This is a genomic window from Bordetella bronchiseptica, assembly GCF_900636925.1.
Lineage (GTDB): Bacteria > Pseudomonadota > Gammaproteobacteria > Burkholderiales > Burkholderiaceae_B > Bordetella > Bordetella pertussis.
This window is the reverse complement of the sequence record NZ_LR134326.1, coordinates 2,248,215-2,274,551: the sequence shown is the minus strand read 5'-3', so window position 1 is coordinate 2,274,551 and position 26,337 is coordinate 2,248,215. Positions and strand designations below refer to the sequence as shown.

Genomic DNA, 26,337 nt, shown 5'->3' with positions numbered 1-26,337 from the left:
ATTCCCGGCCGCGCGCCAAGGGCATCGCCGCGCTAGCCGAGGTGGGTGTGGCGCTCGGGACGCTCTTCGACCTGCATCTCGCTCAGGCCGTGCAGGATGCCGCAGTCCTCGGCGTCCGGGCGGGCCGAGGCGCAGCGCTGGCGCAGCTCGCCCAGCTGGGCCTTCAGCTGGGTCAGCTCGGCGATGCGGGCGTCCACGTGGGCGATGTGCTCGTCGAACACCTGGTTGATCGGAGCGCAGCCGGCCTCGTGGTTGTCCGCCAGGGCCAGGACGGTGCGGATCTCGTCCTGCGTCATGTCCAGCGCGCGGCAATTGCGGATCAGGCGCAGCCGCTCGACATGGGCCTCGCCGTAGCTGCGGTAGTTGTTCAGGCCGCGCTCGGGCGCGGGCAACAGCCCTTCCTTCTCGTAATAGCGCACGGTTTCCACCGTGGTGCCCGCCGTGCGGGCCAGTTCGCCGATTTTCATGGGGGCTCCTTGATCCGGGTGCTTGACCCTATAGTAACTCCAGGGTGTGAAATGCGTCCAACATCCAGAAAGGACGTACCAGATGCCCTCCACGACCCGCGACCTTGCCCTCGATACGCCATCCGGCCAACGCACGGACGGCCACGACCACGCAGGCCATGACCATGCCGGGCACGACCATGCCCACGACCATGGCATCCCGGCCTGCTGCGGCCATGGGCACGGCCAGCCGGCCGCGCCCGCGGCCGCCCCGGCCTGGCAGCCCGGTCCGGGCCAGCAGGTCACGCGGGTGCGCATCGGACAGATGGACTGCCCCACCGAGGAAACGCTGATCCGCAAGAAGCTGGCCAGCCTGCCCGAGGTGCACGAGCTCGACTTCAACCTGATGCAGCGCGTACTGACCGTGCTGCATGCCGACGGCGCGCTCGATCGCATCGACGCGGCGATCCGCTCGCTGGGCATGACGCCCGAGCCCCTGGCCGGCGACGCCCCGGCGACCCCGGCCGGCGCGGCCGCGCCTTCGCGCGGCTGGCGCCTGCTGGCCGCCGGCGGGGTGCTGGCGGCGCTGTCCGAGCTCGCCCACTTCACCGGCCAGCCGGTCTATGTCGCCGCCGCCCTGGCGCTGGCGGCCATCCTGGCCTGCGGGCTGTCGACCTACCGCAAGGGCTGGATCGCGGTGCGCAACGGCAACCTCAACATCAATGCCCTGATGAGCATCGCCGTGACCGGCGCGATGCTCATCGGCCAATGGCCGGAAGCGGCCATGGTGATGTTCCTGTTCAACGTGGCCGAGCTGATCGAGGCCCGCGCCCTGGACCGCGCCCGCCATGCGGTGCGCGGCCTGCTGGACCTGGCGCCGCAGACCGCCACCGCGCGCCAGCCGGACGGCTCGTGGGCCGAGGTGCCGGCGGCGCGACTGCGCCCGGGCGACCTGGTGCGGGTGCGCCCGGGCGAGCGCATCGCCGCCGACGGCACCATCAGCGAAGGCCAGTCCGCGATCGACCAGTCGCCCATCACCGGCGAAAGCCTGCCGGTGGAAAAAGGCCCGGACGACGACGTCTACGCCGGCACCGTCAATGCCTCCGGGTCGTTCGACTACCGCGTCACGGCGGCGGCCGGCAATACCACGCTGGACCGCATCATCCACGCGGTCGAACAGGCCCAGGGCGCGCGCGCCCCGACCCAGCGCTTCATCGACCGCTTCTCGCGCATCTACACGCCGGCCGTGGTCGGGCTGGCGGTGCTGGTCGCGCTGGCGCCGCCGCTGCTGCTGGGCCACGCCTGGCTCGACTCCGTGTACCGCGCGCTGGCGCTGCTGATCATCGCCTGCCCCTGCGCGCTGGTGATTTCCACCCCGGTCAGCGTGGTCAGCGGCCTGACCGCCGCCGCGCGGCGCGGCATCCTGATCAAGGGCGGCGTCTACCTGGAGGAAGGACGCAAGCTGCGCTGGCTGGCGCTGGACAAGACCGGCACGCTGACCCAGGGCAAGCCGGTGCAGACCGACCTGGAACTGCTGCACGACGCCAGCGCGGGCGGGCGCCCGGCGCTGCGCGCCGCGGTCAGCCTGGCGGCGCGCTCGGACCACCCCGTGTCGCGCGCGCTGGCCCAGGCCGACCACGCCCTGGACGCGCCGCTGGACGAGGTGAACGGTTTCGCCGCCCTGCCCGGCCGCGGCGTGCAGGGCGAGATCGGCGGCGAGCGCTTCCAGCTGGGCAACCGCCGCCTGATGCGCGAGCTGGGCGTCAGCACGCCCGATATCGAGGCCCGCATCGACGCCTATGAAGCGGCCGGCAAGACCGCCATCGCCCTGGCCGACGGGCAGCGCGTCCTGCTGCTGGCCGCGGTGGCCGACACGCTCAAGGCCAGCAGCGCCGCCGCCGTGGCCGACCTGCACCGGCTGGGCGTGCGCACCCTCATGCTGACCGGCGACAACACCCGCGCCGCCCAGGCGGTGGCCGCCCAGGCCGGCATCGACGAGGCGCGCGGCGACCTGCTGCCGCAGGACAAGCTGGACGCCGTCGAGGCCAAGCTGGATCCGGCCCTGCGCGTGGGCATGGTGGGCGACGGCATCAACGACGCGCCGGCGCTGGCGCGCGCCGACATCGGCTTCGCCATGGGCGCGGCCGGCACCGGCACCGCCATCGAAACCGCCGACGTGGCGCTGATGGACGACGACCTGCGCAAGATCGGCACGTTCGTGCGCCTGTCGCGCGCCACCCACCGCATCCTGACCCAGAACATCGTCCTGGCGCTGGGCATCAAGGCGGTGTTCCTGGTGCTTGCGATGGCCGGCCAGGCCACGCTGTGGATGGCGGTGTTCGCCGACGTCGGCGCCAGCCTGCTGGTGGTCGCCAACGGCTTGCGGCTGCTGCGCGCGGGCAGGCACCAGGCGTCCTGATGACGGGGTGCCTGTCCCCGCAGGGGGGACGGGTGCCTGTCCCCAGCGGGGACTGGCACCTGGGGCGCGGGAAAGTGCAAGCATGGGGTGCCTGTCCCAGCGGGGACGGGCACCTGGGGCGCCGGCAAGTAGAAGTCAGCGGGAGCCAGTCCCCGTCCGGGGACAGGCTCCCGGGTATATTGCTTTTTCTTATGTTTTCACGATTTCTTATTCTTTGTGGAAAAATAGGCGCGTTGCTAGAGTGCTCAGTTCCGCGGGGCGCTGCGCCCCGTCCACCTCTTCCTGTGGAGCACGCGCCATGAACTTCTCCTTGCGCAAACTGCTGCTTGCCGGCCTGGTGCCGCTGGCCATGGTCGGCACGGCCGCCCAGGCCGACGACCTGGCCGCCATCAAGGCGGCCGGCGTCATCAAGATCGGCACCGAGGGGACCTACGCCCCGTTCAGCTATCACGACGCCAGCAACAAGCTGACCGGCTTCGACGTGGAGATCGGCCGCGCCATCGCCCAGAAGCTGGGCGTGAAAGCCGAGTTCGTCGAAGGCAAGTGGGACGGGCTGATCGCCGGCCTGGACGTCAAGCGCTACGACGCCGTCATCAACCAGGTCGGCATCACCGATGCGCGCAAGGCCAAGTACGATTTCTCGGACCCCTACATCTCGTCGCAGGCCGCGCTGATCGTGCGCGAGGACAACCAGGCCATCAAGTCGTTCGCCGACCTGAAGGGCCGCAAGTCGGCCAATACCCTGACCAGCAACTTCGGCAAGCTGGCGCAGAGCTATGGCGCCGAAGTGGTGCCGGTGCAGGGGTTCAACGAAGCCATCGACCTGCTCATGTCGGGCCGCGTCGAGGCCACGGTCAACGACAACCTGTCGTTTCTCGACTTCAAGAAGCAAAAGCCCAACGCCAAGGTCAAGGTGGCCGCCTACGACAAGAGCAAGGAGTTCAGCGAATCGGGCGTGCTGATCCGCAAGAACAACCCCGAGCTGCAGGCCGCCATCAACAAGGCGCTGGCCGAGCTGAAGGCCGACGGCACCTACCGGAAGATCTCCGAGCAGTACTTCGGCGCCGACCTGTCGGCCGCCCAGTAAAGCCCGCCGCCGGCCCCGCCCGGCGGCGCCGCCCTTCCCCGCCCGCAACGCACAGGAGCCCCCATCGTGCCGGCCTGGCTACAGCTCATGCTCGATTCGTTCTGGCCCCTGCTGCATGCGGGGTTGATGTTCACCGTGCCGCTGACGCTGCTGTCGTTCGCCGCGGGCCTGGCGCTGGCCTTCGTGGTGGCGCTGCTGCGGCTGTTCGGCCCCTGGCCCATCGTGGCGCTGATGCGCTTCTACGTCTGGCTGATCCGCGGCACGCCGCTGCTGGTGCAGTTGTTCGTGATCTTCTATGGCCTGCCCAGCGTCGGCATCGTGCTCGACCCGCTGCCGGCCGCCCTGATCGGCTTCACGCTGAACGTCGGCGCCTACAACTCGGAAGTGATTCGCGGCGCCATCGAATCCATCCCCAGGGGCCAATGGGAAGCGGCCTATTCGCTGAGCATGACGCGCGGCCAGGCCATGCGCCGCACCGTGCTGCCGCAGGCCGCGCGGGTGGCGGTGCCGCCGCTGGCCAATTCGTTCATCGCGCTGGTCAAGGACACCTCGCTGGCGGCGGTGCTGACCGTGCCCGAAATCTTCCAGGCCGCCCAGCGCATCGCGGCGGTGACCTACGAGCCGCTCATTCTCTATACCGAGGCGGCGCTGATCTACCTGGTGTTCAGTTCGGCCCTGTCCTCGCTGCAGGTGCGCCTGGAAAAACGCTTCGGCCAGCACGCCGTCTTCGCGGAGCAACATCGATGATAGGGCTGCAAGGCATAGACAAGAGCTTCGGCGGCAACCGGGTATTGCACGGCGTGGACGTCGTCATTCCCGAGGGCAGCGTCACGGCCCTGATCGGCCCTTCGGGCAGCGGCAAGAGCACGCTGCTGCGCTGCGTGAACCTGCTGGAGATTCCCGAGGCCGGTGTGCTGCGGCTGGGGCCGGAAACACTGGCGTTCGACGGTCGGCGCCCGGCGCGCGACGCCGTGCAGCGCATCCGCCGCCAGACCGGGATGGTGTTCCAGAACTTCCAGCTGTTTCCCCACCAGAGCGTGATCGACAACGTCATGGAAGGCCTGGTCACGGTGCAGCGCTGGGACAAGCCGCGCGCCCGTGCGCGCGCCATGGAGCTGCTGGAGAAAGTCGGCATGACCGCCAAGGCCGACGCCTGGCCGGTCACGCTGTCGGGCGGCCAGCAGCAGCGCGTGGCCATCGCCCGCGCGCTGGCGCCGTCGCCGCGCGTCTTGCTGTGCGACGAGCCGACCTCGGCGCTGGACCCGTCGCTGGCCATCGAAGTGGTGGACGTGCTGCGCCGGCTGGCCGGCGAAGGCATGACCATGCTGATGGCCACCCACGACCTGCGGCTGGCCGCCAGCATCGCCCAGCAGGTGGTGTTCCTGGAGGGCGGCGCGGTGGTCGAGGCGGGTACGCCGCGCGAAGTCTTCGCGCAGTCGCGCGATGCGCGCACCGCCGCGTTCGTCTCGACCCTGACCCAGGGCCTGCCCGAGGAATGGAGCGCGCCCGCCTAGGGCTTGGGACGGCCGTCGATATGGCCGAGCGGACGGCCCGGATCGAGATGGTCGCGCACCCGCTGCTTGAGCACCTTGGCCTCGGGAAAGCCGCCGTCGACCTCGCGGTCCCACAGCGGCGCGCCGTTGTAGTGGATGCGGAACACCCCGCCGGTGCCGGGCACCAGGGCCACCTCGCCCAGGTCGGCGCCGAAGGTCGAAAGCAGCTCCTGCGCCATCCAGGCCGCGCGCAGCAGCCACTGGCACTGCGTGCAATACTGGATGGCGATGCGGGGGGGATGGTCTGGCGGCGTGATCATGGCGGCTGGGCTGCGGAATACGCGGGCGCATGCCCGTCGGCCCAGTGTAAAAGAGAAAGCGCCGCGCTTGCGCTGCGTCAAGGCCCGAGCCCTTCCTTCCCCATGCCTAAGATATAAGATGTATTATAGATACATCTTATAAACCGCAGGAGAGGCCTCGTGGGCGCGCCCGATCTCTGTACCGAAGAAGACATCACGCAACTGGTGCACCAGTTCTACGCCGAAGTGCGGCGCGACGCCGAGTTGGGGCCGATCTTCAACACCCATGTCGACGACTGGGACGTCCACCTCGCCAAGCTGGTCGACTTCTGGTCGTCGATACTGCGCGGCACCGGACGCTTTCGCGGCACGCCCATGCCCAGGCACGTGGCCCTGCCCGGCCTGCACGCGGGCCTGTTCGAGCGCTGGCTGCGGCTGTTTCGCGCCACCGCCGCGGCGCAGCCCAACCAGGCCATGGCCGAACAGGCCTGCCTGATGGCCGGCCGCATCGCGCAAAGCCTGTGGTACGGCTATCAGCTGCACCGCAGCCCCGACCAGGCCCCCACGGACCTCGCCCATGGCTGAACTGCTGCAAATCGACGAGCCCGCCGCCGCACGCGCCGCGCCGCAATGGCGCGCCTTCCTGGAACTGGGCTTTCGTCCGCTCTACCTGGTGGGCGCGGCCTGGGGCGCGCTGTCGGTGGCGCTGTGGATCGGCGCGCCGCAGTGGCTGGGCGGCGCCATGGCGGGCGTCATCTGGCATGCGCATGAAATGCTGTGGGGCTTCATCGGCGCCATCGCGGTGGGCTTCCTGCTGACCGCCGCGGCCACCTGGACCGGCGTCAACCCGCTGCGCGGCGCGCCGCTGGCCGCGCTGGCCGCGCTGTGGCTGGCGGCCCGCGCCGCCTTCCTGCTGCCGGGCATGGCCGCCTTCTGGACCGGCGTGGCCTGCGAGCTGCTGTTCTTCGCCTGGGCCGCGGCCGCGCTGGGCCGGGCCATCTACCGGCGCGGCGCCAGCCGGCGCAACGACGGCGTGCCCTTGCTGGTGCTGGGGCTGGGCGCGGCCGACGCCCTGTATCTGCTGGCCGCCCGCGCCGGCGACTACCCCTTGCTGCTGCAGCGCTTCAACGCGGGCCTGCTGTGCATGGCCGTGATCGCCCTGCTGATCGCGCGCCGCATCATTCCCTTTTTCGCCATGCGCGCCATCGCCGGCCTGCAGATCCCCATGCATACGCGCAGCGGCCAATGGCAACTGGCCGCCGGCCTGGTCGCCGTGGCGGCGACGCTGGCGCAGGCCGGCGCGCTGACCGCCGTGGCGCTGGCCGCGGCCGGCCTGATCGCGCTGGCGCAATGGCTGTCCTGGCGCCCCTGGGCCACGCGCGGCGTGCCCCTGCTGTGGATCCTGTACGCCGGCTACCTGGGCCTGGCCGCCGGCCTGCTGGTGGCGGCGGCAAGCGCGGCGGGCGGCATCGCGCGCGCCGCGTGGCCTGCGCACGTCATCGGCATGGCCGGCTTCGGCCTGCTCATCATCGGCATGATCACCCGCACCGCCCTGGGCCACCTGGGCCGGCCGCTGCGCACCGACCGCCTCATGCTCGCCTGCTACCTCCTGGTCATCGGCGCGGCCGCGCTGCGCCTGGCCGCCCTCTGGCCCGGCCCGCACACCCTGGCCGCGCTGCACGGCGCCACCGCCGCCTGGGTGCTGGCGTTCGTCCTGTACCTGTGGCGTTTCGCGCCCCTGCTGGTGCGCCCGCGCCTGCGCGCACCAACCGCCGCCGCCATGCCCGTGCGGTCCCGCCCATGACCTACCCCATCCTGCTGGCCCTGCACCTGCTGGCCGCCTTCGTCTTCATCGGCACCGTCTTCTTCGAAGTCCTGATCCTCGAAAGCGTGCGGCGGCAAGTGCCGCGCGAAGCCATGAACGCGGTCGAGCGCGGCATCGGCAACCGCGCCCGCGCCATCATGCCGTGGGTGCTGCTGGCGCTGTTCGGCGCCGGCATCGGCATGGCCTGGCAGCACCGCGGCGCGCTCGAGCAGCCGCTGGCCAGCAGCTTCGGCCTGCTGCTCAGCCTGAAGATCGTGCTGGCGCTCAGCGTCCTGGGCCATTTCGCCGCCGCCATGCGCTGGCGCCGGCGCGGCCAATTGCGCGGCCGGCGTTCGCGGCGGCTGCACCTGAGCGTGTTCTGCCACCTCGTGGCGATCGTGTTGCTGGCCAAGGGGATGTACTACATCGACGCGTTGCGCTGAGCGTTTCCTGCCCGCCTGGCCCAAATCTGCGAAAATCCGCCGTTGGCCGAACTTTTGCAGTGAGAACCCGTGAAACTCGCGACTTGGAACGTCAACTCCCTGAATGTGCGCCTGCCGCAGGTGCTGGACTGGCTGGCCGCCAATCCGGTCGATGCGCTGTGCATCCAGGAACTCAAGCTGACCGACGACAAATTCCCGCTCGACGCCTTTACCGAGGCCGGCTACCACGCCGCCTGGGCCGGCCAGAAGACCTATAACGGCGTGGCCATCATCTCGCGCGAGCCCGGCTTCGCGCTGGTGCGCAACAACCCGCGCTACGAAGACCCGCAGCAGCGCATCCTGGCCGTGACCCTGCCCAGCCCGGCCGGCGACGTGCGCGTGATCTGCGCCTATTGCCCCAACGGCCAGTCGGTCGACAGCGACAAGTACGTCTACAAGCTGGCCTGGTTCGACGGCCTGCGCGACTGGCTCGAGGAAGAAATGCGCACCTATCCGCGCCTGGCCATCCTGGGCGACTACAACGTCGCGCCGGCCGACGCCGACGTGCACAACCCCGAGAAATGGGAAGGCCAGGTGCTGGTCTCCGAGCCCGAACGCGCGGCCTTCCGCGCGCTGCTGGACCTGGGCCTGACCGACTCCTTCCGCCTGTTCGAGCAGCCCGAGAAATCCTTCAGCTGGTGGGACTACCGCCAGTTCGCGTTCCGCCGCAACGCCGGCCTGCGCATCGACCACGTGCTGCTGTCCGACGCGCTCAAGCCGCACTGCGTGGCCTGCGTCATCGACAAGGCGCCGCGCGCCAACGAACAGCCGTCCGACCACGCGCCGGTCATCGCCACCCTGGCGTTCGGCTGACGCCCGGCGCCGCGGCGGCGCCCCACGCCCGGGAGGCAAGCATGCATATCCTGGTTGCCGGTTTCCAACACGAAACCAACACCTTCGCGCCTTCCAAGGCCGGCTATGACAACTTCCTGCGCGGCGAAGGCTTTCCCGCCCTGGTGCGCGGCGACGACCTGCTGGCGCTGCGCGCCGTCAACATCCCCGCCGGCGGCTTCCTGAACGCGGCCCTGGCGGACGGCCACAGCGTGCACCCCGTCATCTGGGCCGGCGCCAGCCCCTCGGCGCACGTCACGCGCGACGCCTTCGAGCGCATCGCCGGCGAGATCGAGGCGGCCGCCCGCGCCGGCCGCTACGACGCCGTCTACCTGGACCTGCACGGCGCCATGGCCACCGAACACCACGACGACGGCGAAGGCGAACTCCTGCGCCGCCTGCGCGACGCCGTCGGCCCCGCCACGCCCATCGTCGCCAGCCTGGACCTGCACGCCAACGTGACTCGCGCCATGCTGGCGCATGCCAGCGCGCTGGTGGCCTATCGCACCTATCCGCACGTCGACATGGCCGACACCGGCGCGCGCGCCGCCGCCCTGCTGCAAGCGCGCGCGCAGGCCGGCAAGCACTGGCATGGCGCCGCGCGGCGCCTGCCGTTCCTCATTCCCATCAACGGCATGTGCACCCAGCTCGAACCCGCCCGGGGCGTGTATGCCCTGCTGGCCGAGCTCGAGCGCAGCGAACCGGGCATCGCCAGCCTGTCCTGCGCCCTGGGCTTTCCGGCCGCCGATTTCCCCGAGTGCAGCCCGGTCGTCTGGGCCCACGGCCCCGACCGCGACGCCGTCGAGCGCGCCGTGCAGACCCTGGCCGACCGCATCGCCGGGCTCGAAGCCCAGTGGGCGCCCGACTTCCTCGCCCCGGACGAAGCCATCCGCCAGGCCCGGCAGCTGGCGCAAGGCGCCCGCCGCCCCGTGGTCATCGCCGACACGCAGGACAACCCCGGCGCCGGCGGCGACGCCAACACCACCGGCATGCTGCGCGCCCTCATCGACGCGGACGCCGACAACGCCGCCATCGGCCTCATGTGCGACCCCCAGGCCGTCGCCCAGGCCCTGGCCGCCGGCGTGGGCAAGCGCGTACGGCTGCGCCTGGGCGGCCAGTCCGGCGTCGCCGGCGACGCCCCCTGCGAAGCCGAATTCATCGTCGAACACCAGTCCGACGGCAAGACCCGCTACGACGGCCCCATGATGCACGGCATGGCGGCCGACCTCGGCCCCACCGTCTGCCTGCGCCACCGCGGCGTGCGCGTCATCGTCAGCAGCAACAAATCCCAGACCCTGGACCGCAACCTCATCCGCCTGGGCGGCATCGACCCCGAAGACCTCGCCATCCTGGTCGTCAAGAGCTCGGTGCACTTTCGCGCCGACTTCGAACCCATCGCCCACGCCGTGCTGATCGCCAAGGCCCCCGGCCCCATGCAGGCCGACCCCGCCGACCTGCCCTGGACGCGCCTGGCGCCCGGCATGCGCACCCGCCCGCGCGGCCGGCCCTTCGTCCCTGCCCGGCCCTGAAAGCCTGGCGGCCCGTCAAGCCGGCGAAAATTTTCCGCCGGCCGCTACCAAAACGGCCGGAATCCGTGTATAGTTGCGGACTTCATTGGGGCGGTAGCTCAGCTGGGAGAGCGTCGCGTTCGCAATGCGAAGGTCGGGAGTTCGATCCTCCTCCGCTCCACCAAACACCAGACGGAAAAGCCTTGGACACGCCACGTGGTCCAGGGCTTTTTTGTTTCCGGCGTGCCTGTCCCGGCGGGGACAGGCGCGCCCTCCCCGCGCCGCAACAAGCGCCTTGGGTCTGCCTCAGAACGCCGAGTACCCGCCGTTGGCGGCGATGGCCTCGCCGGTGATCATGCGCGACTCGTGGCTGGCCAGGAACAGCGCGATGTGGGCAATGTCGATCGGGTCGCCCTCGCGGCACGGATAGCGTTGCGCCGCGCCGGCTTGCGCCGGTGCGCCGGCGTCCAGGTTGCGCAGTATGCGTTCGGTGCGGATGCGGCCCGCGCAGATGGCGTTGACCCGCACTCCATGCGGCGCGTATTCGGCGGCCAGCGCGCGGGTCAGGGCAATCACCGCGCCCTTGGCGGCCGTGTAGGCATGCCCGCCGAAGCTGCCGCGCAGGCCGGCCCCGGACGACATGTTGACGACCGCGCCGCCGCCGGCGCGCACGATGGCCGGCACGGCGTGGCGGCAGCACAGCATGGTGCCGTCCAGGTCCAGGCGCAGGGTGCGGTTCCACAGCGCCAGCTCCACCTTGTCCACCGCCGTATCGCCCGCCACCGATCCGCCGGCGCAGTTGAACAGCGTATCGATCCAGCCGTAGTGATCGACGGCCCGCCGTACGGCCTGGCGCACGCTGTCGTCGTCGGTCACGTCGGCGGCCACGCCTATCGCCTGCCCGCCCTGGCCGCAGATCCGGCCGGCCAGTTGCTCGATGGCGTCGGGGCGCCGATCCAGCAGCGCCAGCGCGGCGCCTTCGGCCGCGAAGCGCAGCGCGGCGGCGCTGCCTATGCCGCCGGCCGCGCCGGTGATCAGGGCGACCCGCCCCGCCAGCCTGCCGGCCGCCGGCGCGCAATCGGTGCGGCCTGCCATGTTCAGGCCCCTGCGCCTGCCGCAGGCGGGAACCGTCCCGCCCACGGCGCGGCGCGCTCGAGCTGCGCGGCCAGGCGCAGCACCAGGTCGTCGCGGCCCAGGGCGCCGATCAGCTGCACGCCGATGGGCAGCCCCTGCCCGTCGATATGCAGGGGCACGCTGGCCGCCGGCTGCCCCGAGGCGTTGATGACGGCCAGGAAGGTCGTGTAGCGGGCCGCCTTCTGGCGAAACGATACGAAGTCGTCCGCCATGCTGATTTCGCCCAGCGGCACCGGCGGGCGCGTCAGGGTGGGCGACAGCAGCAGGTCGTAGCCCTGCATGCAGGCCGCCATGGCGCGGCCCACCGCGTGCAGCGCCTGGATCATGCCGGCGTAGTCGGTGGCGGAAATGCCGCGCGCGCGCCGATAGCCGTCCAGGATGGCCGGCTCCAGGTCGTCGTCGCGCAGGCCGCGCCGCAGGACGGCCAGGCGGGCGTCGACGGCCAGCGCGATATGCGTGCACAGAATGCCGATATGCGCCCGCACGAAGGCCTGGTAGTCGATGGGCGGCGCGGCGATGGCTTCGGTGGCGTGGCCCAGTTGCCGGCACAGGGCCTCGGCCTGCGCCAGCGCCGCCGAGCACGCCGGATCGACCTCGATGCCGTCCCAGGCATGCTGCCACACGCCGATGCGCAATGGCCGCTCGAAAGGCTGGTCCAGGGCGGCCAGGTAGCCGCCTGCCGGCGGCGCCGGCGCCGCATAGGGAGCGCCGCGCTCCATGCCGGCGATCGCATCGAGCGCGGCGGCGGTGTCGCGCACGCTGCGGCTCAGCACGCCATCGCCCGCCATGCCGCCCCATGCCTCGCCGCGCGCCGGCCCCAGGGGCACCAGGCCGCGGCTGGGCTTCAGGCCGAAGACGCCGCAGCAAGACGCCGGAATGCGGATCGACCCGCCGCCGTCGCTGCCGTGGGCCAGGGGCACCACGCCGGTGGCGACCGCGATGGCGGCGCCGCCGCTGGAGCCGCCGGCCGAACGCTGCGGCGCCCAGGGGTTGCGGGCGGGCCCGCCGTTGACGAGCGCCTCGGTGGTGGGCGCCATGCACAGCGCCGGCACGGTGGTGCGGGCAAAGGGCAACAGGCCGGCGGCGTCGAAGCGTTCCACCAGCGTGGCGTTGCCGGCAAAACGCATGTCCTTGCACAGCGCCAGCCCGATGCTCGAGGGCAGGCGGTCGCAGGCCAGGCCGGAGTCCTTCAACAGGAACGGCAGGCCGCCGAACACGCCCGTCGGCCGCCAGGCCGCCGCGCGCGCCAGCGCCGCGTCGTAGTCGGGATAGCACAGGGCGTTCAGGGGCTCGGCGCGCTGCCGGGCCAGCGTGATCGCGCATTGCATCAGGGCCTGCGGGTCGGTGGCGCCGGCCCGCAATTGCGCGGACAGCGCCAGGCCGTCCTGCTGCACGTATTGTTCGATGTTCATGACAGACGCCAAGGTCGACGAGCGCGATGGGTCAAGGCCAGGCCGGTCCGCCGTGGCGGGCCAGGAAGCTGCGCAGGTCCGCCACGCAGCGTTGCGGCAGGTACTCGCAGATGCTGTGCCGCTCGCCTTCGTAGACCAGGATCTCGGCCCGCTTGAGGTGGTCGCGCATGGGCTGGTAGGCGTCCATGGCGCCGATGCGGCCGGCCCCCGGAATCACCACCAGCGTCGGGCAGGTGATGCGGTGCAATTGATCGCCCCACTCCTGTTGCGCCATGTAGCCGACGAACCTGCCGATATAGGCCATGTCGTGATCGGACAGCGCATCGAGGAACTGCTCGCAGCGCGGCGTGCCGACCAGCTCCGGAGGGAAGCGATCGTCGATGGTGTCGGCCAGGAATTGCCGCAAGCCCTTTTCGGCCACTCGTTCGAGCCAGGTCGAAGCCTGGCTGTTGCGCAGGCCTGGCGCCGAACCGAACAGCGCCAGGGTCTCGATGCGTTGCGGGTGCTGCATGGCCAGATGCTGGCCCACGTAGCCGCCGGCCGAATTGCCGGCCAGGTGCACGCGCTCGCAGCCCAGGTGATCGAGCAAGGCCAGGATGTCCTCGGTCAGCACCTGCAGGTCCAAGGGCTTGTCCGCCGGCGGCACGTCGGACAGCCCATGCCCGCGCAGGTCGGCGCGCACCACGCGGTAATCGCGGCTCAGGCCGGGCACCCAGGAGTAGAAGCGCTGGGCATTGGCCATGGCGCCGTGCAGCAGCAGCAAGGTGGGTGCCTGCGTCCAGGGGTCGGTATAGTCGTCCAGGTAATAGCTCAAGCGCACGCCGTCGCGCTCATAGTAGTGCTGCATCATCGTCCTTTCCCTCGTTGGTCATGCGGCGCCGGCGGCCAGCGCCTGCCGTTGCCGGTACGCGTCCACCGCTTCCTCCATGCGCACGAACGTCGCGCCCTCGTCGATCAGGCGCCGCAGCAGGCGCTCGAGCATGCGCATGCGGTGGCCGCGGCCGATCACGAAAGGATGGAAGGTGTAGGTGATGACGCCCCAGTCGAAGTTCTCCTTCAGGTACAGGAAGTCCTCGATCCAGTTGTCCATCACGCTGTTGGCATTCATCAGGCCGGGGATGACGCTCTGCCCGGCGCGCACGAACTCGAAGTGCGGATAGTCGTCCAGCGACCAGCTGACAGGCACCTCGATGAGGCGGGTGGGCGCGCCGAACACCGCGGGTTCGTCCAGGGGAAAACTGTCTCCCTGGCGCACCGGATACGGCAGATAGTCGTGCCCCATCATGCTGCTGTCGTAGTCGAAGCCGTGCTCGAGCAGCAGCGCCAGGGTGTGCGGACTGAGGTCCCACGATGGCGAGCGGTAGCCGCGCGCGGCCCGCCCCGTCAGCGCGCGGATCGCCTCGTTCGCGCGCACCAGGCCGTCGAGCTCTTCCTCGCGCGTCATCAGGTTGGGCGCGACGTGCGTCCAGCCGTGGTGGCCGATTTCATGGCCGGCCTCGTGCACGCGCCGGCAATGCTCCGGATAGCTGGCCAAGGTATGGCCGGGGATGAACCAGGTCGACGGCAGGCCCAGCCGTTCGAGCAAGTCCAGCACGCGGTCGGCCGCCACGGCGCAGAACTCGCCGCGCGACACCGGCGTCGGACTGTCCATGCCGCGCGCCAGCCACACCGAGATCGCGTCGAAATCGAAGGTCAGGCAAACCAGGGATTGTTTGGCGGCCATGGCTTACTCCAGTCGGATGTCCGCTTCCTTGACGAAGGCGCCCCAATCGCCAATCATCGTCTTCATCTGCGCCGTATGCTCGGCGGCGCTGTTGCCGATCAGGGTCAGGCCCAGGTCGCGGGTGCGCTGTTGCACGGCGGGGTCGCGCAAGGCGCCGGTGTAATAGGCATTCAGCTTCTCGATGACCGCATCGGGCGTCCTGGCCGGGGCGTAGACGCCCCAGTACGTATCGGCGTTCACGCCCTGGATGCCGCGCGACACGAAGGTCGGCACCTCGGGCAGCAGCGGACTGGGCGCCTCGCCCGTCACCGCCAGCGCGCGCAGCTTGCCCGACTGGATATGCGGCAGGCCCGTCGTGGTGCCGCCGAAATACATCTGCACCTGCCCGCCCAGCAGCGCCGACATGGCCGGCGCCACGCCCTGGTACGGCACATGCACGACATCGATGCCCGCGGCGCGGCGGAACATCTCGCCCGCCATGTGGGTCGAGGTGCCGTAGCCGCCCGAGGCGAAGTTCAGCGTACCCGGCTTGGCCTTGGCCAGCGCGATCAGCTCGTCGAGGGTGTTGGCCGGCACCGACGGGTGCACCAGCAGCACCAGCGGCGCGCGCGCCAGCATCGTGACGCCGCGGAAATCCCGCAAGGTGTCATACGGCAGGTCTTTCATCAGCGAAGGGTTGACCAGCATCGACAGGTCGCCGCCCAGCACGGTGTAGCCATCCGGGGCCGCTTGCGCCACGTGCGAGGTGCCGATGACCGACGCGCCGCCCGGCCGGTTGTCGACCACCACCGATTGCCCCGCGGCGTCGGCCACCGGCTTTTGCAGCAGGCGCACCAGCACATCGGTGGTGCCGCCCGGCGGATAGGGCACCACGACGCGCAGCGCCCGTTCGGGAAAGCCCTGGGACAGCGCGGCGGCCGATACCCCGGCCATCGATACCGCCAGCACGGCAAGCAGCATGCTCTTGATCTTCATGTATATCCTCGCGACTAGGGTCTGATGTCTGATGCGCCATGATTCTAGGAGGCGCCCCGGGCCACGAATATGATCTACATTACATTCCCGCGCCCCTGCGGCGGCGCCATCACAGTCAAGCAATGAGCCAGGCAGCCAATCCGACCGCCCTCCCCGCCTGGGACCCGCCGGCGATCCTGGCGCAACTGCGCGCCAATACCTGCTTCGGGCACATGGCCGAACCGACGCTGGCCGCGTTCGCCGCCATCGCCCAATGGCGCCGGCTGGACCATGGCGAACTGCTGGCCGGACGCGGCACGCCCGCCCCCGGCGTGGTGATCATCCTCAAGGGCGCCATCCACACCAGCTCGTTTTCCGACGACGGCCACGAGTTCGCGCTGTCGATGCTGGAATTCGACGGCCTGTGGGGCGTCGCGGCGGTACTGGATGGCGGCGGGATGCTGCGCGACAGCCGGGCCTACCAGCAGACCGACATCCTGCTGCTGCCGCGCGCGGCCTTCCTGGACATACTGGACGGCGACCCCGGACTGTATCGCTACTTCGTCAAGCTGCTGTGCAGCCGCATACGCACCGCCCATGCCATCATCGACGAACTGGCGCTGCGCAGCCTGCCGCAACGGCTGCCGCGCCTGCTGGGCGCCCTGACGGCCGGGCGGCCCGGCGACGACGAACGCGGCATCGCCGTGGCGCAGACCCAGGACGCCCTGGCCACCCTGCTGGGCGTGTCGCGCCATGCGGTCAACCGCGAACTCAGGCAATTGGCGAACCAGGGCCTGGTCGGACTGGGTTACGGGGAAATCTGGGTGCGGGACCTGGAACGCCTCAAACAGCTCTGGCACGAACGCGGCGCCCAACCCTGAACCAGGCCGCCGCCGCGCGGCCGTCGATGACGCATGCACACAAGTGCATACGTGTACATTTTCAAGGCTGTTTTCCACTAAAGCAAATCCGACATGGCACAGGCGGCCAAGCCGGACAACGGCACGCCGGCAAACCATCATCGCGCTCAATAGCCCTATAAGTAAATACTATTGATGCAATCTTGCTAAGGAAAACCCCAATTCCGCGCCCGTTCATCCCGGCCTAGACTTCCGCAAAACATCAATGCACACGTGTGCCTTACAAGCTACCATGCAGTCAGCTTGCATGAACATGACCAGAACGCGGGGGATGCAATGGGATATCGGTCACCAGCCGTGGCGGCCAAGCCGCCTGCCATGCTGTCCAGACGCCTCCCGGCCAGGCGCGCGCACGCCTGCGCGCGCCCGCTTCCTGCCCTCTCCAACGCGCGCGCCTCGCGCCTGACGCCCTTCCCGAGCAAGGCCTGGCCGGTCCAGGCCCACGGCTAGGCGTTTTCCGCCATCCCTTTCTGTCCGCGCGGCGGGTCCGGTCCCGCGGCGCGGCACGCCCACATACTTTCCATCAGGAGCGTTCATGCTAGACCTCGACAATGCCCGAGGCGGTTTCATCGGTTCACACCCGTTCGGGCGACGCCCGGCCCTGGTGGTGATCGATTTCCAGCGGGCTTTCACCGACCCGGACGTCAGTCCGCTGGCCAGCGATTGCGCGCCCACCATCGCGCAGGCCAATCGCCTGATCCAGGCGATGCGCGGACGCGGTCCGGTGGTGTTCACGGTGGTGGGCTACGACGGCAACCATGGCGACGGCGGCTGTTTTCATCGCAAGTGCCCGCCGCTGAAGGACCTGGTACGCGGCTCGGCGGGCTGCGCACTCGACGAGCGACTGGATTACGACGCGGCGACCGACGTGCTGCTGCACAAGACGCAGGCCTCGGCGTTTTTCGGTACGCCGCTGGCCGCCATGCTCGCGCACGCGGGCTGCGACGCCGTGCTGATCGCCGGCTGCACCACCAGCGGCTGCGTGCGCGCCAGCGCGGTCGACGCCATGCAGCACGGCTTTCCGCCTTTCGTGGCGCAGGACGCCGTCACGGACCGTTCCGCGGCCCAGCACCTCAGCAACCTGATCGACCTCAAGAGCAAGTACGCGGAAGTCCTGCCGACCGACGCGCTCCTGCCCCTGCTTCTCAACCCGACGGCCTGAGCGCCACTGCGGAGTACATCAATCATGAACAAGACCTGGATCGCCAAATTGCTGCCGGCCGTGCTGCTGGCGCTGTCGGCCAACGCCGGCGCGGCGGACAAGCCGATCGAACTGACGCTGTCGACCTATGCCCCGCCTTCCTATGAGTACATGTGGAAGCCGCTGGAGACCTTCATCGCGTATGTGGAGAAGGAAAGCCAGGGCCGCGTGAAGATCAAGGCCTTCCACTCCGCCCAGCTGTTCGACGGCTACGAGGAATTGCCGGCGCTGTCGCGCGGCGACATCGATATCACCACCGTGGTCTCGACCTACGCCAGCGGCGCCATGCCGGTGCTGAATCTGTTCACCATGCCGTTCGTGTTCCAGGATACGGCGCACCTGGAGCGCGCCGCCAAGGCCGGCCTGCTCGATGTGAGCATACGCGGCGAAATGCGCGACAAGCATGGCATCGAAGTGCTCGGCCTGGCGCCTATCGATCCCTACCAGATCTATTCGCGCCGCGCGCCGGTCCGCACGGCCGCCGATTTCAAGGGCAAGGTGTGGGCCACGACCGGCGCCGCCGACGCGCGCGCGATCCAGCTGCTGGGCGGCTCGCCCACCAGCATGCCGTCGTCCGAGCTGTACCTGGCGTTGGACCGCGGGGTGGTGGACGGCACGCCGCGCCCGCTGATCACCGGGCTGGGACGCAGCCTGCACGAGGTGGTCAAGCACCTGTCGCTGGCGACGCTGGCCATCGACACCTCGCTGCTGTCGATGAACAAGGCGAAGTTCGATTCGCTGCCGCCGGATATCCAGGACATCATCCGCCGCGGCGCGCAGGTGCGTGACGAGGAGCAATTCCGCCAGGTGTATGCCTACATCGAACAGGGCGTGGCGAAGTTCGAGAAGAATGGCGTATCCGTGTACACGATCGAACCCGCCGCCTTGCAGGATATGCGCGCCGCGACCCAGCCCGCGGTCCAGGAGTGGGTCGCGCAGGAGCCCGCGGCCAGCCGCCACCTGGAGCTGCTGGAAAAGACCCGGGCGAACTGAGGCCCTTTCGACATGACCGCCTATCGATCTGGATCCCCCCCATGAAATCGCTTCTTGATCGGCTGACACGGATCGGCCACGGAACCAACCGGGCCGCCGTTTTCATCGCGCAGGCAGCCTTGCTGCTGATGATGCTGCTGACCGTTTACTCGGTCATCGCGCGGTACGTGCTCCAGCGGCCCAGCGTCCACGCCGTGGAGATCAGCATTTACCTGTTGCTGCTGGTGACCTGGCTTTCGGTGGGCTGGACCCATCTGCTCGAGCGCCACGTCAGCATGGAAATGCTCAGCATCCGCGTGCGCGGACGCGGCAAGCGGCTGCTGAACGTGTTTCGCGAGCTGGTGGTGCTGGTGTTCTGCGGCTTCCTGCTGCATGCCGGCGTCCAGATCGCCGCCACGGCACTGGCGCGCAATTACCGCTCGACGTCCCTGCTGGCCTTTCCCATGTGGATCGCCTACGGACTGATCGCGGTCGGCGCGCTGCTCTTGGCGATCGCCGCCGCGTGCAAGCTGAACCATCCCGACGGCAACGCCGCCATTGCGCCACCCAGCCCGGAGGCATGACCCGTGGACGCCGTACTCATTCTGACCGTGATACTCGGGCTGTTCGGCCTGCTGCTGGTATTGGGCATCCCGATTTTCGCCGCGCTGGGCGTGCCCAGCATTCTCGGCATCTATCTGGTGGGCGGCGCCTCGGCGCTGAACGTCGTGCCGTCGGTGCTGCATCGCGGCATCGCCAGCTACTCGCTGATCTGCATTCCGCTGTTCATCCTGATGGGCGAGACGCTGGCCCGCACCAGCATCGGCGCGCGCCTCTATACCTTGTTCTACACCTGGCTGAGCCGCGTGCGTTGCAGCCTGGCGATTGCCAGCGTGGGGGCCTCGGCCATCTTCGGCGCCATGAGCGGCGTCAGCGTGGCCGGCGCGGCCACCATAGGCCGCGTCGCCATTCCGGAGATGCTCAAGCGCCGCTATGACCCTGGCCTGGCCGGCGGATCGGTAGCCGCGGCGGGTTCGCTGGCCTTGCTGATTCCGCCCAGCGTGGGCTTCGTGCTGTATGGCGAGATCGCCAGCCAGTCGATCGGCAAGCTGTTCAGCGCCGCCATCGTGCCCGGCCTGCTGCTCAGCGTCCTGATGATGCTTTATCTGTACGGATTGAGCCGCATCAAGCCCTCGGTGGCGCCGGACGAAGCGCAGAAGGTCTCGTGGCGGGAGCGCTGGCAGGCGCTGCGCGATGTATGGGCCGCCATTGTGCTGATCGTCGCCGTGCTGGGCACGATCTATCTGGGCATCGCCACGCCGACCGAGGCTTCGGGCCTGGGCGCGGCCGGCGCGCTGCTGGTGGCGCTCGGCTACCGCGAACTGGACCGCGCGAAGCTGCGCGAGATCGTCCGCTCCACCATCGTCACCAGCAGCATGATCCTGCTGATCGTGGCGGCCGCGCTGTTGTTCGGCCATGTCCTGATGCGCCTGCAGGCGCCGCAGATGCTGATCGCCTGGGTCGCCGCGCTGGCCCAGCCGGATTGGGTGATCCTGCTGCTGATCCTGGTCTTCCTGCTGATCGTCGGGATGTTCCTGGACATCGTCTCGATCATCCTGATCACGACCCCGATCGTGCTTCCGGTGATCACGTCGCTGGGCCTGGATCCGATCTGGTTCGGCGTGGTCATGATCATCATGTGCGAGATGGCGGTGATCACGCCGCCCATCGGCCTGAACCTGTATGTCATCAAGGGGGTGGCGCCGGAGATCTCGCTGCGCGACATCACCATGGGCGCCCTGCCGTTCGTGCTGGTGGAAGCGCTGGCCGTGCTGATCCTGGTGCTGTTTCCGCAACTGGCCTTGTGGCTGCCCAGCCACATGTAGGCCGGGGGGAAAGCGCGGCGGGCCTGGCCATCGGCCGGACCCGCCGCGTCCGCCCTATCCCTTGGGCGCCACCGGGACCGACGCCTCGCTCGTGAGCATGAGGAAGGTCAGGGTTTCGCGCAGGTACAGGCGCACGACCTTGTCGGTGTGGCTCTGGTAGCCGATCGACAGGTCCTGTCCGAGGTGCAGTTCGAAGTCGCCGCCGCGCGTGGAGAGCACGCAGCCGCCGTTCAGGGCCGGCGCCCAGATGATGTCGCCGCTGACGATGCGCTTGATGTGGTCGATGGTGGGGTAGCCGTCGTCGCTGCCCTCGCTCAGGGCGGTGTAGGCGTCGGCGCCCAGCAATACCGAGTACGGCCCGTCCACGCCGGCCAGGCGCAGCTGCTCGAGGGCGCGGCCGACGGCCGCCGGGTAGTCGGCGGCGTCCGTGGGCAGTTCGAGCCGGCTGTTGGACGAACCCTCGCGGATGCCGACGATGCCGGCGGCCTTGTAGCCGTCGAAAATGGCGCGGTCCTCGGCATACGCCAGTTCGGTGGCGGCGTCCTTGGCGGGCTGCCAGTCGGCATCGTTGGCGCCGCGCTCGACGGCGTCGATTTCGTCGCGCTGCAGCTCGAAGGGCACGGTCAGCTCGACCAGGGCCTTGACTTCGCGCAGCTTGGCGTCGACGCCCTTCTGCGGCGCGGCGATGCCGCGCAGGTGGCCGGTGCCCACGGCCGCCAGGCCGAAGCCGCCAGGATCCTTGACATCGACCACGCGCCGGCCGGCGACCGAACGCTTGAAGGTGCGCGCCACCTCTTCTTCGATTTGCGCCCAGGCGGCGGCGGAAATGGGAGCCAGGTCGCGATACAGGTTGTTCATTGCTGGGGGTTTCCTTTCAGGGAGCCAATGTTCAGCGAGCCGTCATGCGGCGCGCGCGCGGCCGGCGCGGGGTCAGGCCGGCTGCCGTCGGTGTCTTGCGGGTCGCGTTCGGCCAGCGCTTCGAGCAGGTCGGCCGAAGGCGCGAAGAACAGGCCGCCGGTCACCGCGCGGCTGAAGTCGAGCAGGCGGTCATAGTTGCCCGGCGGGCGTCCCACGACCATGTTCTCGAGCATTTGCTCGATGGGCGCGGGCGAGCGGGCATAGCCGATGAAATAGGTGCCGAACTCGCCGGAGCCGGGCCGGCCAAACGGCATGTTGTCGCGCAGGATCTTGATTTCCTGGCCGTTTTCTTCGAGCGTGGTCAGGGCGCTGTGCGAGTTGCTGGGCTTGACGGCCTCGTCCAGTTCGATGTCCGACAGCTTGGTGCGCCCGATGATGCGCTCCTGGGTCTCGACGGACAGCGCGTTCCAGCCGTCCATGTCGTGCAGATATTTCTGCACCAGGACGTAGCTGCCGCCGGCGAAATCCGGATCGGCGTCGTCCACCAGGGTGAAATCCAGCGCTTCGCGCCCGGTGGGGTTTTCGGTGCCGTCGACGAAGCCGACCATGCTGCGCAGGTCGAAATAGCGAAAGCCGTGCACTTCGTCGACCACGGTGACGGCGTCGCCCAGCTGCGCCATCACATGGGTGGCCAGCTCGAAACAGAGGTCCATCTGCTCGGCGCGGATGTGCAGCAGCAGGTCGCCCGGGGTGGCCGGAGCGCGGCGCTCGCCGGCGCTGAATTCGCGAAAGGGGTGCAGCTCGGCCGGCCGCGGCTGGCCGAACAGGCGGTCCCAGCCCGCGGCGCTGAAACCGCATACACAGGAAAGATTGCCGGCCGGCACCCGCTTGCCGACGGCGCGCGCCAGGTCGGCCAGCTTGCCGCACAGGGCGCGGACCTTGTCGGCGGCTTCGTTGTCGGCGCCGACAGTGGCGACGAGGAAAATGGCGCTGCGTGTGATCGGACTGACGACGGCCTGTGGTTCCGGATTGTTCTGAGGCATGGGTCTCTATAGGCGGTTGGCAAGGTCTGCGGTCGGGCTGGCACTCATTCTAGTCGGCGCCGCGCCTTGTAGCCACATCACGGCATGGGCGGGCGCACAGCGGCGTCCGCGCCAGGATAGACCACCATGCCGTCCGGGCGCACGAGCGCGCCCGGCGTCAGGCTGGCCGGATCGATGCGGCCCGCTTCCATGATATGGAACACGGTCTCCCCCCGGGCCAGCAAATGGTCGGCCACGATGCGGCGGTGGCAACGCCACCACACGGCCTCCGAACACATGACGGCGCTGCGCTGTGCGCGCCCGCGCGCAACGAGATGCTCCAGGCCCGCATGGAAGGCCTGCGAAAGCGCGTAGTCCGCGTAGTTGTGGAAGCTGTCGTTGTCCCAGTAGCCGTTGACCTCGCGCGGCACCGTGCGCGATCTGGGCCGCAGCCCGCCCAGCGCGGCCAGGTGTTCGTAGGCGATGCCGCGCCCGTCCAGCGAGCCGGGCAGCGCGTCCTGGTTGAACTGCGGGTTGGCGCGCGAGCGCGGTACGGTCCGGATATCGACCACGAGCTCGATGCCGGCCGCCTCCAGCAAGGCGACGAAGGCCTCGAGACTGCGGTTGGAATGGCCTATGGTATGAAACGGCGGCCTCATGCCCCGCCCTTTGCGCGCACGCGCCGCAGCACCTCGCCGCGGTGCGCGGCGATGTGATCGGTCTTGTCGCTCTTGATTTCGTACTGCGGATGGTCGGGCGAGGCGCGATGCGTGTGCCCCTTGTAATCGAAGTCCCGCGTGTGGATGGCGATGATGGTGCCCGACACCTGGCCGGCCTCGGAGTTCCAGGCCACGTGGTCGCCGATCCTGAATGCCGTCTTGCCGGTCATGCCATCGCCTCCTGTCGCGAACGCCCGGCCGGCGCGCGGCCGGGCCTCCCGCATAGGCTACCGCATGGCGCGCCCGGACGTCACGCCGGCGGCGCGCCCGCGGGCTCGGCGTCCTCGGCCAGCAGCCGGCCGATCGCCGCGCCCAGGGCCAGGTCGTCGAGCCGGCCCAGGTGGTGCAGGCGGATCCGCCCGCGGCGGTCCAGCAGCACCAGGCTGGGCGTACCGCCCAGGCTGTAGGCGCGCATGGTCATCGGCATGTCGCCCTCGGGATCGGGGCGGTCGATCCCGATCGGAAAGCTCCAGCGGTACTCGTGATTGAAAACCCGCAGCGCCTCGGGCCCCATGACCGCATGATGCTCGAAGACCGTATGCAGGCCGATCACCACCACGCCGTCGTCGCGAAACAGGCGGTGCAGGCGCTCGGCCTGCGGCAGGCCATGCGCAAGACAGCCCGGGCACAGCATCTGGAAGGCGTGCAGCACCACCACCTGCCCGCGCAGCCGGGCCAGCTCCAGCGGGTGCGGGGTATTGAGCCATGCGTCCACCTGCAAGGGCGGCGCGGTAACGGTGGCGAGGGCTTCGTGGCGGGACATGGCGGCTCCTGGGGAATGGACGCGGCCCGCGGCGCGGCGCGGCGGGCCGGCGCGACGCTCAGGCTGCCTGGCGCAGCGCGACCTTGGGAAAGTCTACCGGGACGGCAAACGCGACGTTGACATAGTTGGTGAACAGGTTGAGCGCCACGTGGGCAAGGATCTCGACGATTTCCTCGTCGCTGAAACCGGCGGCCCGCACGGCCTGCACCTCGGCCTCGCCGACCTGCCCGCGCGCCTCGACCAGCTGCAGCGCGAAGCGCAGCGCCGCCGCCGTGCGGGGATCGGCCGAACGGCCGTCCTGCGCGGCCGCCATGTCCCCGGCGCTGGCGCCGGCCTTGCGGCCCAGCGCGGTGTGCGCGGCCAGGCAGTATTCGCAGCGGTTGCGGTTGGCCACCGCCACGGCGATCTGCTCGCCGAGCCGCGCGGCAATGACGCCGCCGCCCAGCGCGCCGAAGGCCTCCCACATGCTCTTGAGCGCCGCGGCGGAGTTGGCCACGGCCTTGAACATATTCGGCGTGGCGCCGAACGCGCCTTGGATCTGCGCCAGGATCGCCTGGCGCTCGGCGCCGGCCTGGGAGGGATCGATCAGGGGAACACGTGACATGGCTTGCTCCTGGAAACGGTAGGGATAAGGTCCGCCGTGACGGACCAGCCCATCGTACGTAGAATATCTGGACAAAAAATCGAGTTTCGTCCATGAAAGTTTCCAAATCGTCTAAAACCTCGGCCGCGCCGGCGCCCGTGGACAGGCTGTCGGCCCTGCTGGAACGCTTCCGCGTGCGCACCGCCCTGTTCCACGCCGGCACGCTGTGCGGCCACCACCGCTTCGAGGCGCAGCCCGGGCGCGCCTTCCTGCACGTATTGCGCCGCGGCGATATGGAAGTGCGCCACCGCCCGGGCGAAACCGCGCTGCCGCGCCTGCGGCTGGCCGAGCCCACTCTGCTGTTCTACCCGCGTCCCTTGCATCACGAGTTCATCAACCCGCCCGCCGAGGGGCCCGACTTGACCTGCGCCACGCTGGATTTCGAAGGCGGCGACCGTCATCCGCTGGTGCGCTCGCTGCCGCCGGTCGTCTGCGTGCCGCTGGACGCGGTGGCCGGCCTGCGGCCCGCGCTGGACCTGCTGTTCGCCGAGGCCGATCAGGTGCGTTGCGGTTCGCGCGTCCTGGCCGACCGCCTGTTCGAGGTCGTGCTGATCCAGCTGCTGCGCTGGATGCTCGACCACCCGGCCCAGGTCGGCGTGAGCGACGGACTGATCATGGGCCTGTCGGACCCGCGCCTGGCCAAGGCCCTGGCGGCGTTGCACGGCGCGCCAGGCCAGGCCTGGCCGTTGACGCGGATGGCGGATATCGCGGGCATGTCGCGCAGCGCCTTTGCCGCGGCGTTCAAGACGGCGACGGGGGTCACGCCCGCGGCCTACCTGGCCGATTGGCGGCTGAGCCTGGCGGCGTCCATGCTGCGCGCCGGCCACCCCATGAAGCGCATCGCGCCCGAGCTGGGCTTTGCCGGCGTGCCGGCGCTGTCCAAGGCCTTCCGGCAGCGGATGGGCGCTTCGGCGCGCCAGTGGCTGGACGCCCAGCGCTGAAGCCGCGCCATTGCCGAAATGATTGCATTTTGCTAAAATGAAATCATTGCATGCAAAAAATGGAGGTGCTGTCGTGTCTTCGATTACGGTAAGAAATGTTCCCGAGGAAGTGCATCGCGCCTTGCGCGTACGCGCGGCCACGCATGGGCGCAGCACCGAGGCCGAGATCCGCGCCATCCTGGAAAACGCCGTGCTGCCCGATGGCCGCGTCAAGCTGGGCACCCTGCTCAGCCACATCGGCCGCGGCGCGCGCGGCATGGACCTGACCATCGAGCGCAATCCGGCGCCCGCCCGCCCGGCCAGTTTCGAATGATCCTGCTCGACACCGACGTGCTGCTCGAGCCGCTGCGGCCGGCCCCCGACCCGGCCGTCGCGGCATGGCTGGATGCCCAGCACGTCGAAACCCTGTACCTGGCCGCGCCCGGCGCGGCCGAAATCCAGCTCGGGCTGGCCCGCCTGCCGCGCGGCAAGCGGGCCGAGGCCCTGCGCCACGAATTCGAGCGGCGCGTCCTGCCGCTGTTCATGGGCCATGTCCTGCCCTTCGACACGGCCGCGGCCGATGCCTACGCCGCCGTCATGATGCGGGCCGCGGCGGCGGGCCATGCGCTGTGCGCAATCGATGGCTGCATCGCCGCCATCGCCACCGCGCACGGCCTGGCCATCGCCACGCGCCATCCGGCCAGGTTCGAGGCGGCCGGGCTCGCCGCCGTCGATCCCTGGCACGCCGCCGCTTGACGGCAGGCTGACAACGCCCCTGCCCCATTTCTTCTAGAATGATTCTTGCGTACGCGCCCGCCCGGTTGGCGCGCGGTCGAAAATG

Annotated in this window: 30 protein-coding genes and 1 tRNA gene; 18 read left to right on the top strand and 13 right to left on the bottom strand. The window is 69.7% G+C overall.

Going from position 1 to position 26,337, the window contains the following annotated elements:
- Positions 1-32 precede the first annotated feature (32 nt).
- A complete protein-coding gene (cadR, locus tag EL288_RS10610) occupies positions 33-467 on the bottom strand; it encodes a Cd(II)/Pb(II)-responsive transcriptional regulator (RefSeq protein ID WP_003812014.1) in 435 nt (144 codons plus the stop codon).
- Positions 468-549: 82 nt separating this feature from the next.
- Here cadR and EL288_RS10605 point away from each other — a divergent pair, with 82 nt between their 5' ends.
- From EL288_RS10605 to EL288_RS10590, 4 genes are all read left to right on the top strand, one after another.
- Positions 550-2,865 (top strand): heavy metal translocating P-type ATPase, encoded by a 2,316-nt coding sequence (locus tag EL288_RS10605; RefSeq protein WP_033452205.1) that lies wholly within the window; start codon positions 550-552, stop codon positions 2,863-2,865.
- Positions 2,866-3,163: 298 nt separating this feature from the next.
- A complete protein-coding gene (locus EL288_RS10600) occupies positions 3,164-3,952 on the top strand; it encodes an amino acid ABC transporter substrate-binding protein (RefSeq protein ID WP_010926540.1) in 789 nt (262 codons plus the stop codon).
- A 66-nt stretch (positions 3,953-4,018) separates the two neighbouring features.
- Positions 4,019-4,699 (top strand): amino acid ABC transporter permease, encoded by a 681-nt coding sequence (locus EL288_RS10595; protein WP_003812020.1) that lies wholly within the window; start codon positions 4,019-4,021, stop codon positions 4,697-4,699.
- Positions 4,696-5,466 (top strand): amino acid ABC transporter ATP-binding protein, encoded by a 771-nt coding sequence (locus EL288_RS10590; protein ID WP_003812022.1) that lies wholly within the window; start codon positions 4,696-4,698, stop codon positions 5,464-5,466. Before EL288_RS10595 ends, EL288_RS10590 begins: the two co-directional genes overlap by 4 nt.
- Here EL288_RS10590 and EL288_RS10585 read toward each other — a convergent pair.
- Positions 5,463-5,765, bottom strand: a complete 303-nt coding sequence (locus tag EL288_RS10585; RefSeq protein WP_003812024.1) for a SelT/SelW/SelH family protein — start codon at positions 5,763-5,765, stop codon at positions 5,463-5,465. The genes EL288_RS10590 and EL288_RS10585 overlap by 4 nt on opposite strands.
- Positions 5,766-5,924: 159 nt before the next feature.
- Here EL288_RS10585 and EL288_RS10580 point away from each other — a divergent pair, with 159 nt between their 5' ends.
- The 6 genes from EL288_RS10580 to EL288_RS10555 all read left to right on the top strand — a co-directional run bounded on the left by EL288_RS10580 (position 5,925) and on the right by EL288_RS10555 (position 10,553).
- Complete coding sequence (locus tag EL288_RS10580) at positions 5,925-6,329, top strand: group III truncated hemoglobin (protein WP_003812026.1); 405 nt, start codon at positions 5,925-5,927, stop codon at positions 6,327-6,329.
- Complete coding sequence (locus EL288_RS10575) at positions 6,322-7,548, top strand: NnrS family protein (RefSeq protein ID WP_126621923.1); 1,227 nt, start codon at positions 6,322-6,324, stop codon at positions 7,546-7,548. Before EL288_RS10580 ends, EL288_RS10575 begins: the two co-directional genes overlap by 8 nt.
- Positions 7,545-7,991, top strand: coding sequence for a CopD family copper resistance protein (locus EL288_RS10570; RefSeq protein ID WP_010928030.1), 447 nt, complete (start codon positions 7,545-7,547; stop codon positions 7,989-7,991). The genes EL288_RS10575 and EL288_RS10570 overlap by 4 nt, the downstream gene beginning before the upstream one ends.
- A 69-nt stretch (positions 7,992-8,060) precedes the next feature.
- Entirely contained in the window at positions 8,061-8,843 is a 783-nt protein-coding gene (gene xth / locus EL288_RS10565) for an exodeoxyribonuclease III (protein WP_010926539.1), read from the top strand.
- 41 nt (positions 8,844-8,884) lie between these two features.
- Positions 8,885-10,390, top strand: coding sequence for a M81 family metallopeptidase (locus EL288_RS10560; RefSeq protein ID WP_126621922.1), 1,506 nt, complete (start codon positions 8,885-8,887; stop codon positions 10,388-10,390).
- A gap of 87 nt (positions 10,391-10,477) precedes the next feature.
- Positions 10,478-10,553, top strand: a tRNA-Ala gene (locus tag EL288_RS10555).
- Between the two features lie 122 nt (positions 10,554-10,675).
- On the opposite strand, the gene EL288_RS10550 is transcribed toward EL288_RS10555, so the two are convergent.
- The 5 genes from EL288_RS10550 to EL288_RS10530 are packed head-to-tail and all read right to left on the bottom strand — an operon-like array spanning position 10,676 to position 15,613.
- On the bottom strand, positions 10,676-11,464 hold the full coding sequence (locus tag EL288_RS10550) for an SDR family NAD(P)-dependent oxidoreductase (RefSeq protein ID WP_126621921.1): 789 nt from the start codon (positions 11,462-11,464) through the stop codon (positions 10,676-10,678).
- A 2-nt stretch (positions 11,465-11,466) separates the two neighbouring features.
- Entirely contained in the window at positions 11,467-12,915 is a 1,449-nt protein-coding gene (locus tag EL288_RS10545; RefSeq protein WP_232018726.1) for an amidase, read from the bottom strand.
- 31 nt (positions 12,916-12,946) lie between these two features.
- Positions 12,947-13,765 carry an alpha/beta fold hydrolase gene (locus tag EL288_RS10540; protein WP_003812040.1) on the bottom strand — a complete coding sequence of 273 codons (819 nt, stop codon included), beginning with the start codon at positions 13,763-13,765 and terminating at the stop codon, positions 12,947-12,949.
- Positions 13,766-13,783: 18 nt separating this feature from the next.
- Positions 13,784-14,638: a polysaccharide deacetylase family protein gene (locus tag EL288_RS10535; protein ID WP_010926531.1), complete on the bottom strand. Its 855-nt coding sequence runs from the start codon at positions 14,636-14,638 to the stop codon at positions 13,784-13,786.
- Between the two features lie 3 nt (positions 14,639-14,641).
- Positions 14,642-15,613, bottom strand: coding sequence for a tripartite tricarboxylate transporter substrate binding protein (locus tag EL288_RS10530; RefSeq protein ID WP_003812044.1), 972 nt, complete (start codon positions 15,611-15,613; stop codon positions 14,642-14,644).
- Between the two features lie 122 nt (positions 15,614-15,735).
- Here EL288_RS10530 and EL288_RS10525 point away from each other — a divergent pair, with 122 nt between their 5' ends.
- The 5 genes from EL288_RS10525 to EL288_RS10505 all read left to right on the top strand — a co-directional run bounded on the left by EL288_RS10525 (position 15,736) and on the right by EL288_RS10505 (position 20,571).
- On the top strand, positions 15,736-16,473 hold the full coding sequence (locus EL288_RS10525) for a Crp/Fnr family transcriptional regulator (protein WP_033459340.1): 738 nt from the start codon (positions 15,736-15,738) through the stop codon (positions 16,471-16,473).
- Between the two features lie 574 nt (positions 16,474-17,047).
- The gene (locus EL288_RS10520) at positions 17,048-17,674 is read left to right on the top strand and encodes an isochorismatase family protein (RefSeq protein WP_126621919.1); all 627 of its coding nucleotides are present in this window, start codon (positions 17,048-17,050) and stop codon (positions 17,672-17,674) included.
- A gap of 24 nt (positions 17,675-17,698) precedes the next feature.
- Positions 17,699-18,706 (top strand): TRAP transporter substrate-binding protein DctP, encoded by a 1,008-nt coding sequence (gene dctP, locus EL288_RS10515; RefSeq protein ID WP_003812049.1) that lies wholly within the window; start codon positions 17,699-17,701, stop codon positions 18,704-18,706.
- 41 nt (positions 18,707-18,747) lie between these two features.
- A complete protein-coding gene (locus tag EL288_RS10510; RefSeq protein ID WP_003812051.1) occupies positions 18,748-19,269 on the top strand; it encodes a TRAP transporter small permease in 522 nt (173 codons plus the stop codon).
- 3 nt (positions 19,270-19,272) lie between these two features.
- On the top strand, positions 19,273-20,571 hold the full coding sequence (locus tag EL288_RS10505; RefSeq protein ID WP_010926530.1) for a TRAP transporter large permease: 1,299 nt from the start codon (positions 19,273-19,275) through the stop codon (positions 20,569-20,571).
- A gap of 54 nt (positions 20,572-20,625) precedes the next feature.
- On the opposite strand, the gene EL288_RS10500 is transcribed toward EL288_RS10505, so the two are convergent.
- The 6 genes from EL288_RS10500 to EL288_RS10475 all read right to left on the bottom strand — a co-directional run bounded on the left by EL288_RS10500 (position 20,626) and on the right by EL288_RS10475 (position 24,537).
- Positions 20,626-21,429, bottom strand: coding sequence for a family 1 encapsulin nanocompartment shell protein (locus tag EL288_RS10500; RefSeq protein WP_003812055.1), 804 nt, complete (start codon positions 21,427-21,429; stop codon positions 20,626-20,628).
- Positions 21,426-22,472: a Dyp-type peroxidase gene (locus EL288_RS10495; RefSeq protein ID WP_003812057.1), complete on the bottom strand. Its 1,047-nt coding sequence runs from the start codon at positions 22,470-22,472 to the stop codon at positions 21,426-21,428. Before EL288_RS10495 ends, EL288_RS10500 begins: the two co-directional genes overlap by 4 nt.
- 77 nt (positions 22,473-22,549) lie before the next feature.
- Complete coding sequence (locus EL288_RS10490) at positions 22,550-23,110, bottom strand: DUF488 domain-containing protein (RefSeq protein WP_010926528.1); 561 nt, start codon at positions 23,108-23,110, stop codon at positions 22,550-22,552.
- Positions 23,107-23,340 carry a hypervirulence associated TUDOR domain-containing protein gene (locus EL288_RS10485; RefSeq protein WP_033447224.1) on the bottom strand — a complete coding sequence of 78 codons (234 nt, stop codon included), beginning with the start codon at positions 23,338-23,340 and terminating at the stop codon, positions 23,107-23,109. The genes EL288_RS10490 and EL288_RS10485 overlap by 4 nt, the downstream gene beginning before the upstream one ends.
- Positions 23,341-23,420: 80 nt before the next feature.
- On the bottom strand, positions 23,421-23,933 hold the full coding sequence (locus EL288_RS10480) for a redoxin domain-containing protein (protein ID WP_003812062.1): 513 nt from the start codon (positions 23,931-23,933) through the stop codon (positions 23,421-23,423).
- A gap of 58 nt (positions 23,934-23,991) precedes the next feature.
- Positions 23,992-24,537 carry a carboxymuconolactone decarboxylase family protein gene (locus EL288_RS10475; RefSeq protein ID WP_003812065.1) on the bottom strand — a complete coding sequence of 182 codons (546 nt, stop codon included), beginning with the start codon at positions 24,535-24,537 and terminating at the stop codon, positions 23,992-23,994.
- A 137-nt stretch (positions 24,538-24,674) separates the two neighbouring features.
- Here EL288_RS10475 and EL288_RS10470 point away from each other — a divergent pair, with 137 nt between their 5' ends.
- The 3 genes from EL288_RS10470 (at position 24,675) to EL288_RS10460 (ending at position 26,252) form a co-directional block, all read left to right on the top strand.
- A complete protein-coding gene (locus EL288_RS10470; protein WP_126622041.1) occupies positions 24,675-25,517 on the top strand; it encodes an AraC family transcriptional regulator in 843 nt (280 codons plus the stop codon).
- A 73-nt stretch (positions 25,518-25,590) separates the two neighbouring features.
- Positions 25,591-25,830 carry a FitA-like ribbon-helix-helix domain-containing protein gene (locus EL288_RS10465; RefSeq protein WP_003812071.1) on the top strand — a complete coding sequence of 80 codons (240 nt, stop codon included), beginning with the start codon at positions 25,591-25,593 and terminating at the stop codon, positions 25,828-25,830.
- Entirely contained in the window at positions 25,827-26,252 is a 426-nt protein-coding gene (locus EL288_RS10460) for a PIN domain-containing protein (protein ID WP_003812073.1), read from the top strand. The genes EL288_RS10465 and EL288_RS10460 overlap by 4 nt, the downstream gene beginning before the upstream one ends.
- The last annotated feature ends 85 nt before the right edge of the window (positions 26,253-26,337 follow it).

Excerpts from the sequence above, each read along its gene's own strand:
- EL288_RS10535 (WP_010926531.1), bottom strand. The coding sequence starts at position 14,638 with ATGGCCGCCAAACAATCCCTGGTTTGCCTGACCTTCGATTTCGACGCG.
- EL288_RS10510 (WP_003812051.1), top strand. The coding sequence starts at position 18,748 with ATGAAATCGCTTCTTGATCGGCTGACACGGATCGGCCACGGAACCAAC.
- EL288_RS10585 (WP_003812024.1), bottom strand. The coding sequence starts at position 5,765 with ATGATCACGCCGCCAGACCATCCCCCCCGCATCGCCATCCAGTATTGC.
- EL288_RS10480 (WP_003812062.1), bottom strand. The coding sequence starts at position 23,933 with ATGTCCCGCCACGAAGCCCTCGCCACCGTTACCGCGCCGCCCTTGCAG.
- cadR (WP_003812014.1), bottom strand. The coding sequence starts at position 467 with ATGAAAATCGGCGAACTGGCCCGCACGGCGGGCACCACGGTGGAAACC.
- dctP (WP_003812049.1), top strand. The coding sequence starts at position 17,699 with ATGAACAAGACCTGGATCGCCAAATTGCTGCCGGCCGTGCTGCTGGCG.
- EL288_RS10490 (WP_010926528.1), bottom strand. The coding sequence starts at position 23,110 with ATGAGGCCGCCGTTTCATACCATAGGCCATTCCAACCGCAGTCTCGAG.
- EL288_RS10550 (WP_126621921.1), bottom strand. The coding sequence starts at position 11,464 with ATGGCAGGCCGCACCGATTGCGCGCCGGCGGCCGGCAGGCTGGCGGGG.
- EL288_RS10545 (WP_232018726.1), bottom strand. The coding sequence starts at position 12,915 with ATGAACATCGAACAATACGTGCAGCAGGACGGCCTGGCGCTGTCCGCG.
- EL288_RS10560 (WP_126621922.1), top strand. The coding sequence starts at position 8,885 with ATGCATATCCTGGTTGCCGGTTTCCAACACGAAACCAACACCTTCGCG.
- EL288_RS10600 (WP_010926540.1), top strand. The coding sequence starts at position 3,164 with ATGAACTTCTCCTTGCGCAAACTGCTGCTTGCCGGCCTGGTGCCGCTG.
- EL288_RS10530 (WP_003812044.1), bottom strand. The coding sequence starts at position 15,613 with ATGAAGATCAAGAGCATGCTGCTTGCCGTGCTGGCGGTATCGATGGCC.
- EL288_RS10495 (WP_003812057.1), bottom strand. The coding sequence starts at position 22,472 with ATGCCTCAGAACAATCCGGAACCACAGGCCGTCGTCAGTCCGATCACA.
- EL288_RS10500 (WP_003812055.1), bottom strand. The coding sequence starts at position 21,429 with ATGAACAACCTGTATCGCGACCTGGCTCCCATTTCCGCCGCCGCCTGG.
- EL288_RS10475 (WP_003812065.1), bottom strand. The coding sequence starts at position 24,537 with ATGTCACGTGTTCCCCTGATCGATCCCTCCCAGGCCGGCGCCGAGCGC.
- EL288_RS10520 (WP_126621919.1), top strand. The coding sequence starts at position 17,048 with ATGCTAGACCTCGACAATGCCCGAGGCGGTTTCATCGGTTCACACCCG.
- EL288_RS10540 (WP_003812040.1), bottom strand. The coding sequence starts at position 13,765 with ATGATGCAGCACTACTATGAGCGCGACGGCGTGCGCTTGAGCTATTAC.
- EL288_RS10605 (WP_033452205.1), top strand. The coding sequence starts at position 550 with ATGCCCTCCACGACCCGCGACCTTGCCCTCGATACGCCATCCGGCCAA.
- EL288_RS10575 (WP_126621923.1), top strand. The coding sequence starts at position 6,322 with ATGGCTGAACTGCTGCAAATCGACGAGCCCGCCGCCGCACGCGCCGCG.
- EL288_RS10460 (WP_003812073.1), top strand. The coding sequence starts at position 25,827 with ATGATCCTGCTCGACACCGACGTGCTGCTCGAGCCGCTGCGGCCGGCC.
- EL288_RS10570 (WP_010928030.1), top strand. The coding sequence starts at position 7,545 with ATGACCTACCCCATCCTGCTGGCCCTGCACCTGCTGGCCGCCTTCGTC.
- EL288_RS10590 (WP_003812022.1), top strand. The coding sequence starts at position 4,696 with ATGATAGGGCTGCAAGGCATAGACAAGAGCTTCGGCGGCAACCGGGTA.
- EL288_RS10525 (WP_033459340.1), top strand. The coding sequence starts at position 15,736 with ATGAGCCAGGCAGCCAATCCGACCGCCCTCCCCGCCTGGGACCCGCCG.
- EL288_RS10485 (WP_033447224.1), bottom strand. The coding sequence starts at position 23,340 with ATGACCGGCAAGACGGCATTCAGGATCGGCGACCACGTGGCCTGGAAC.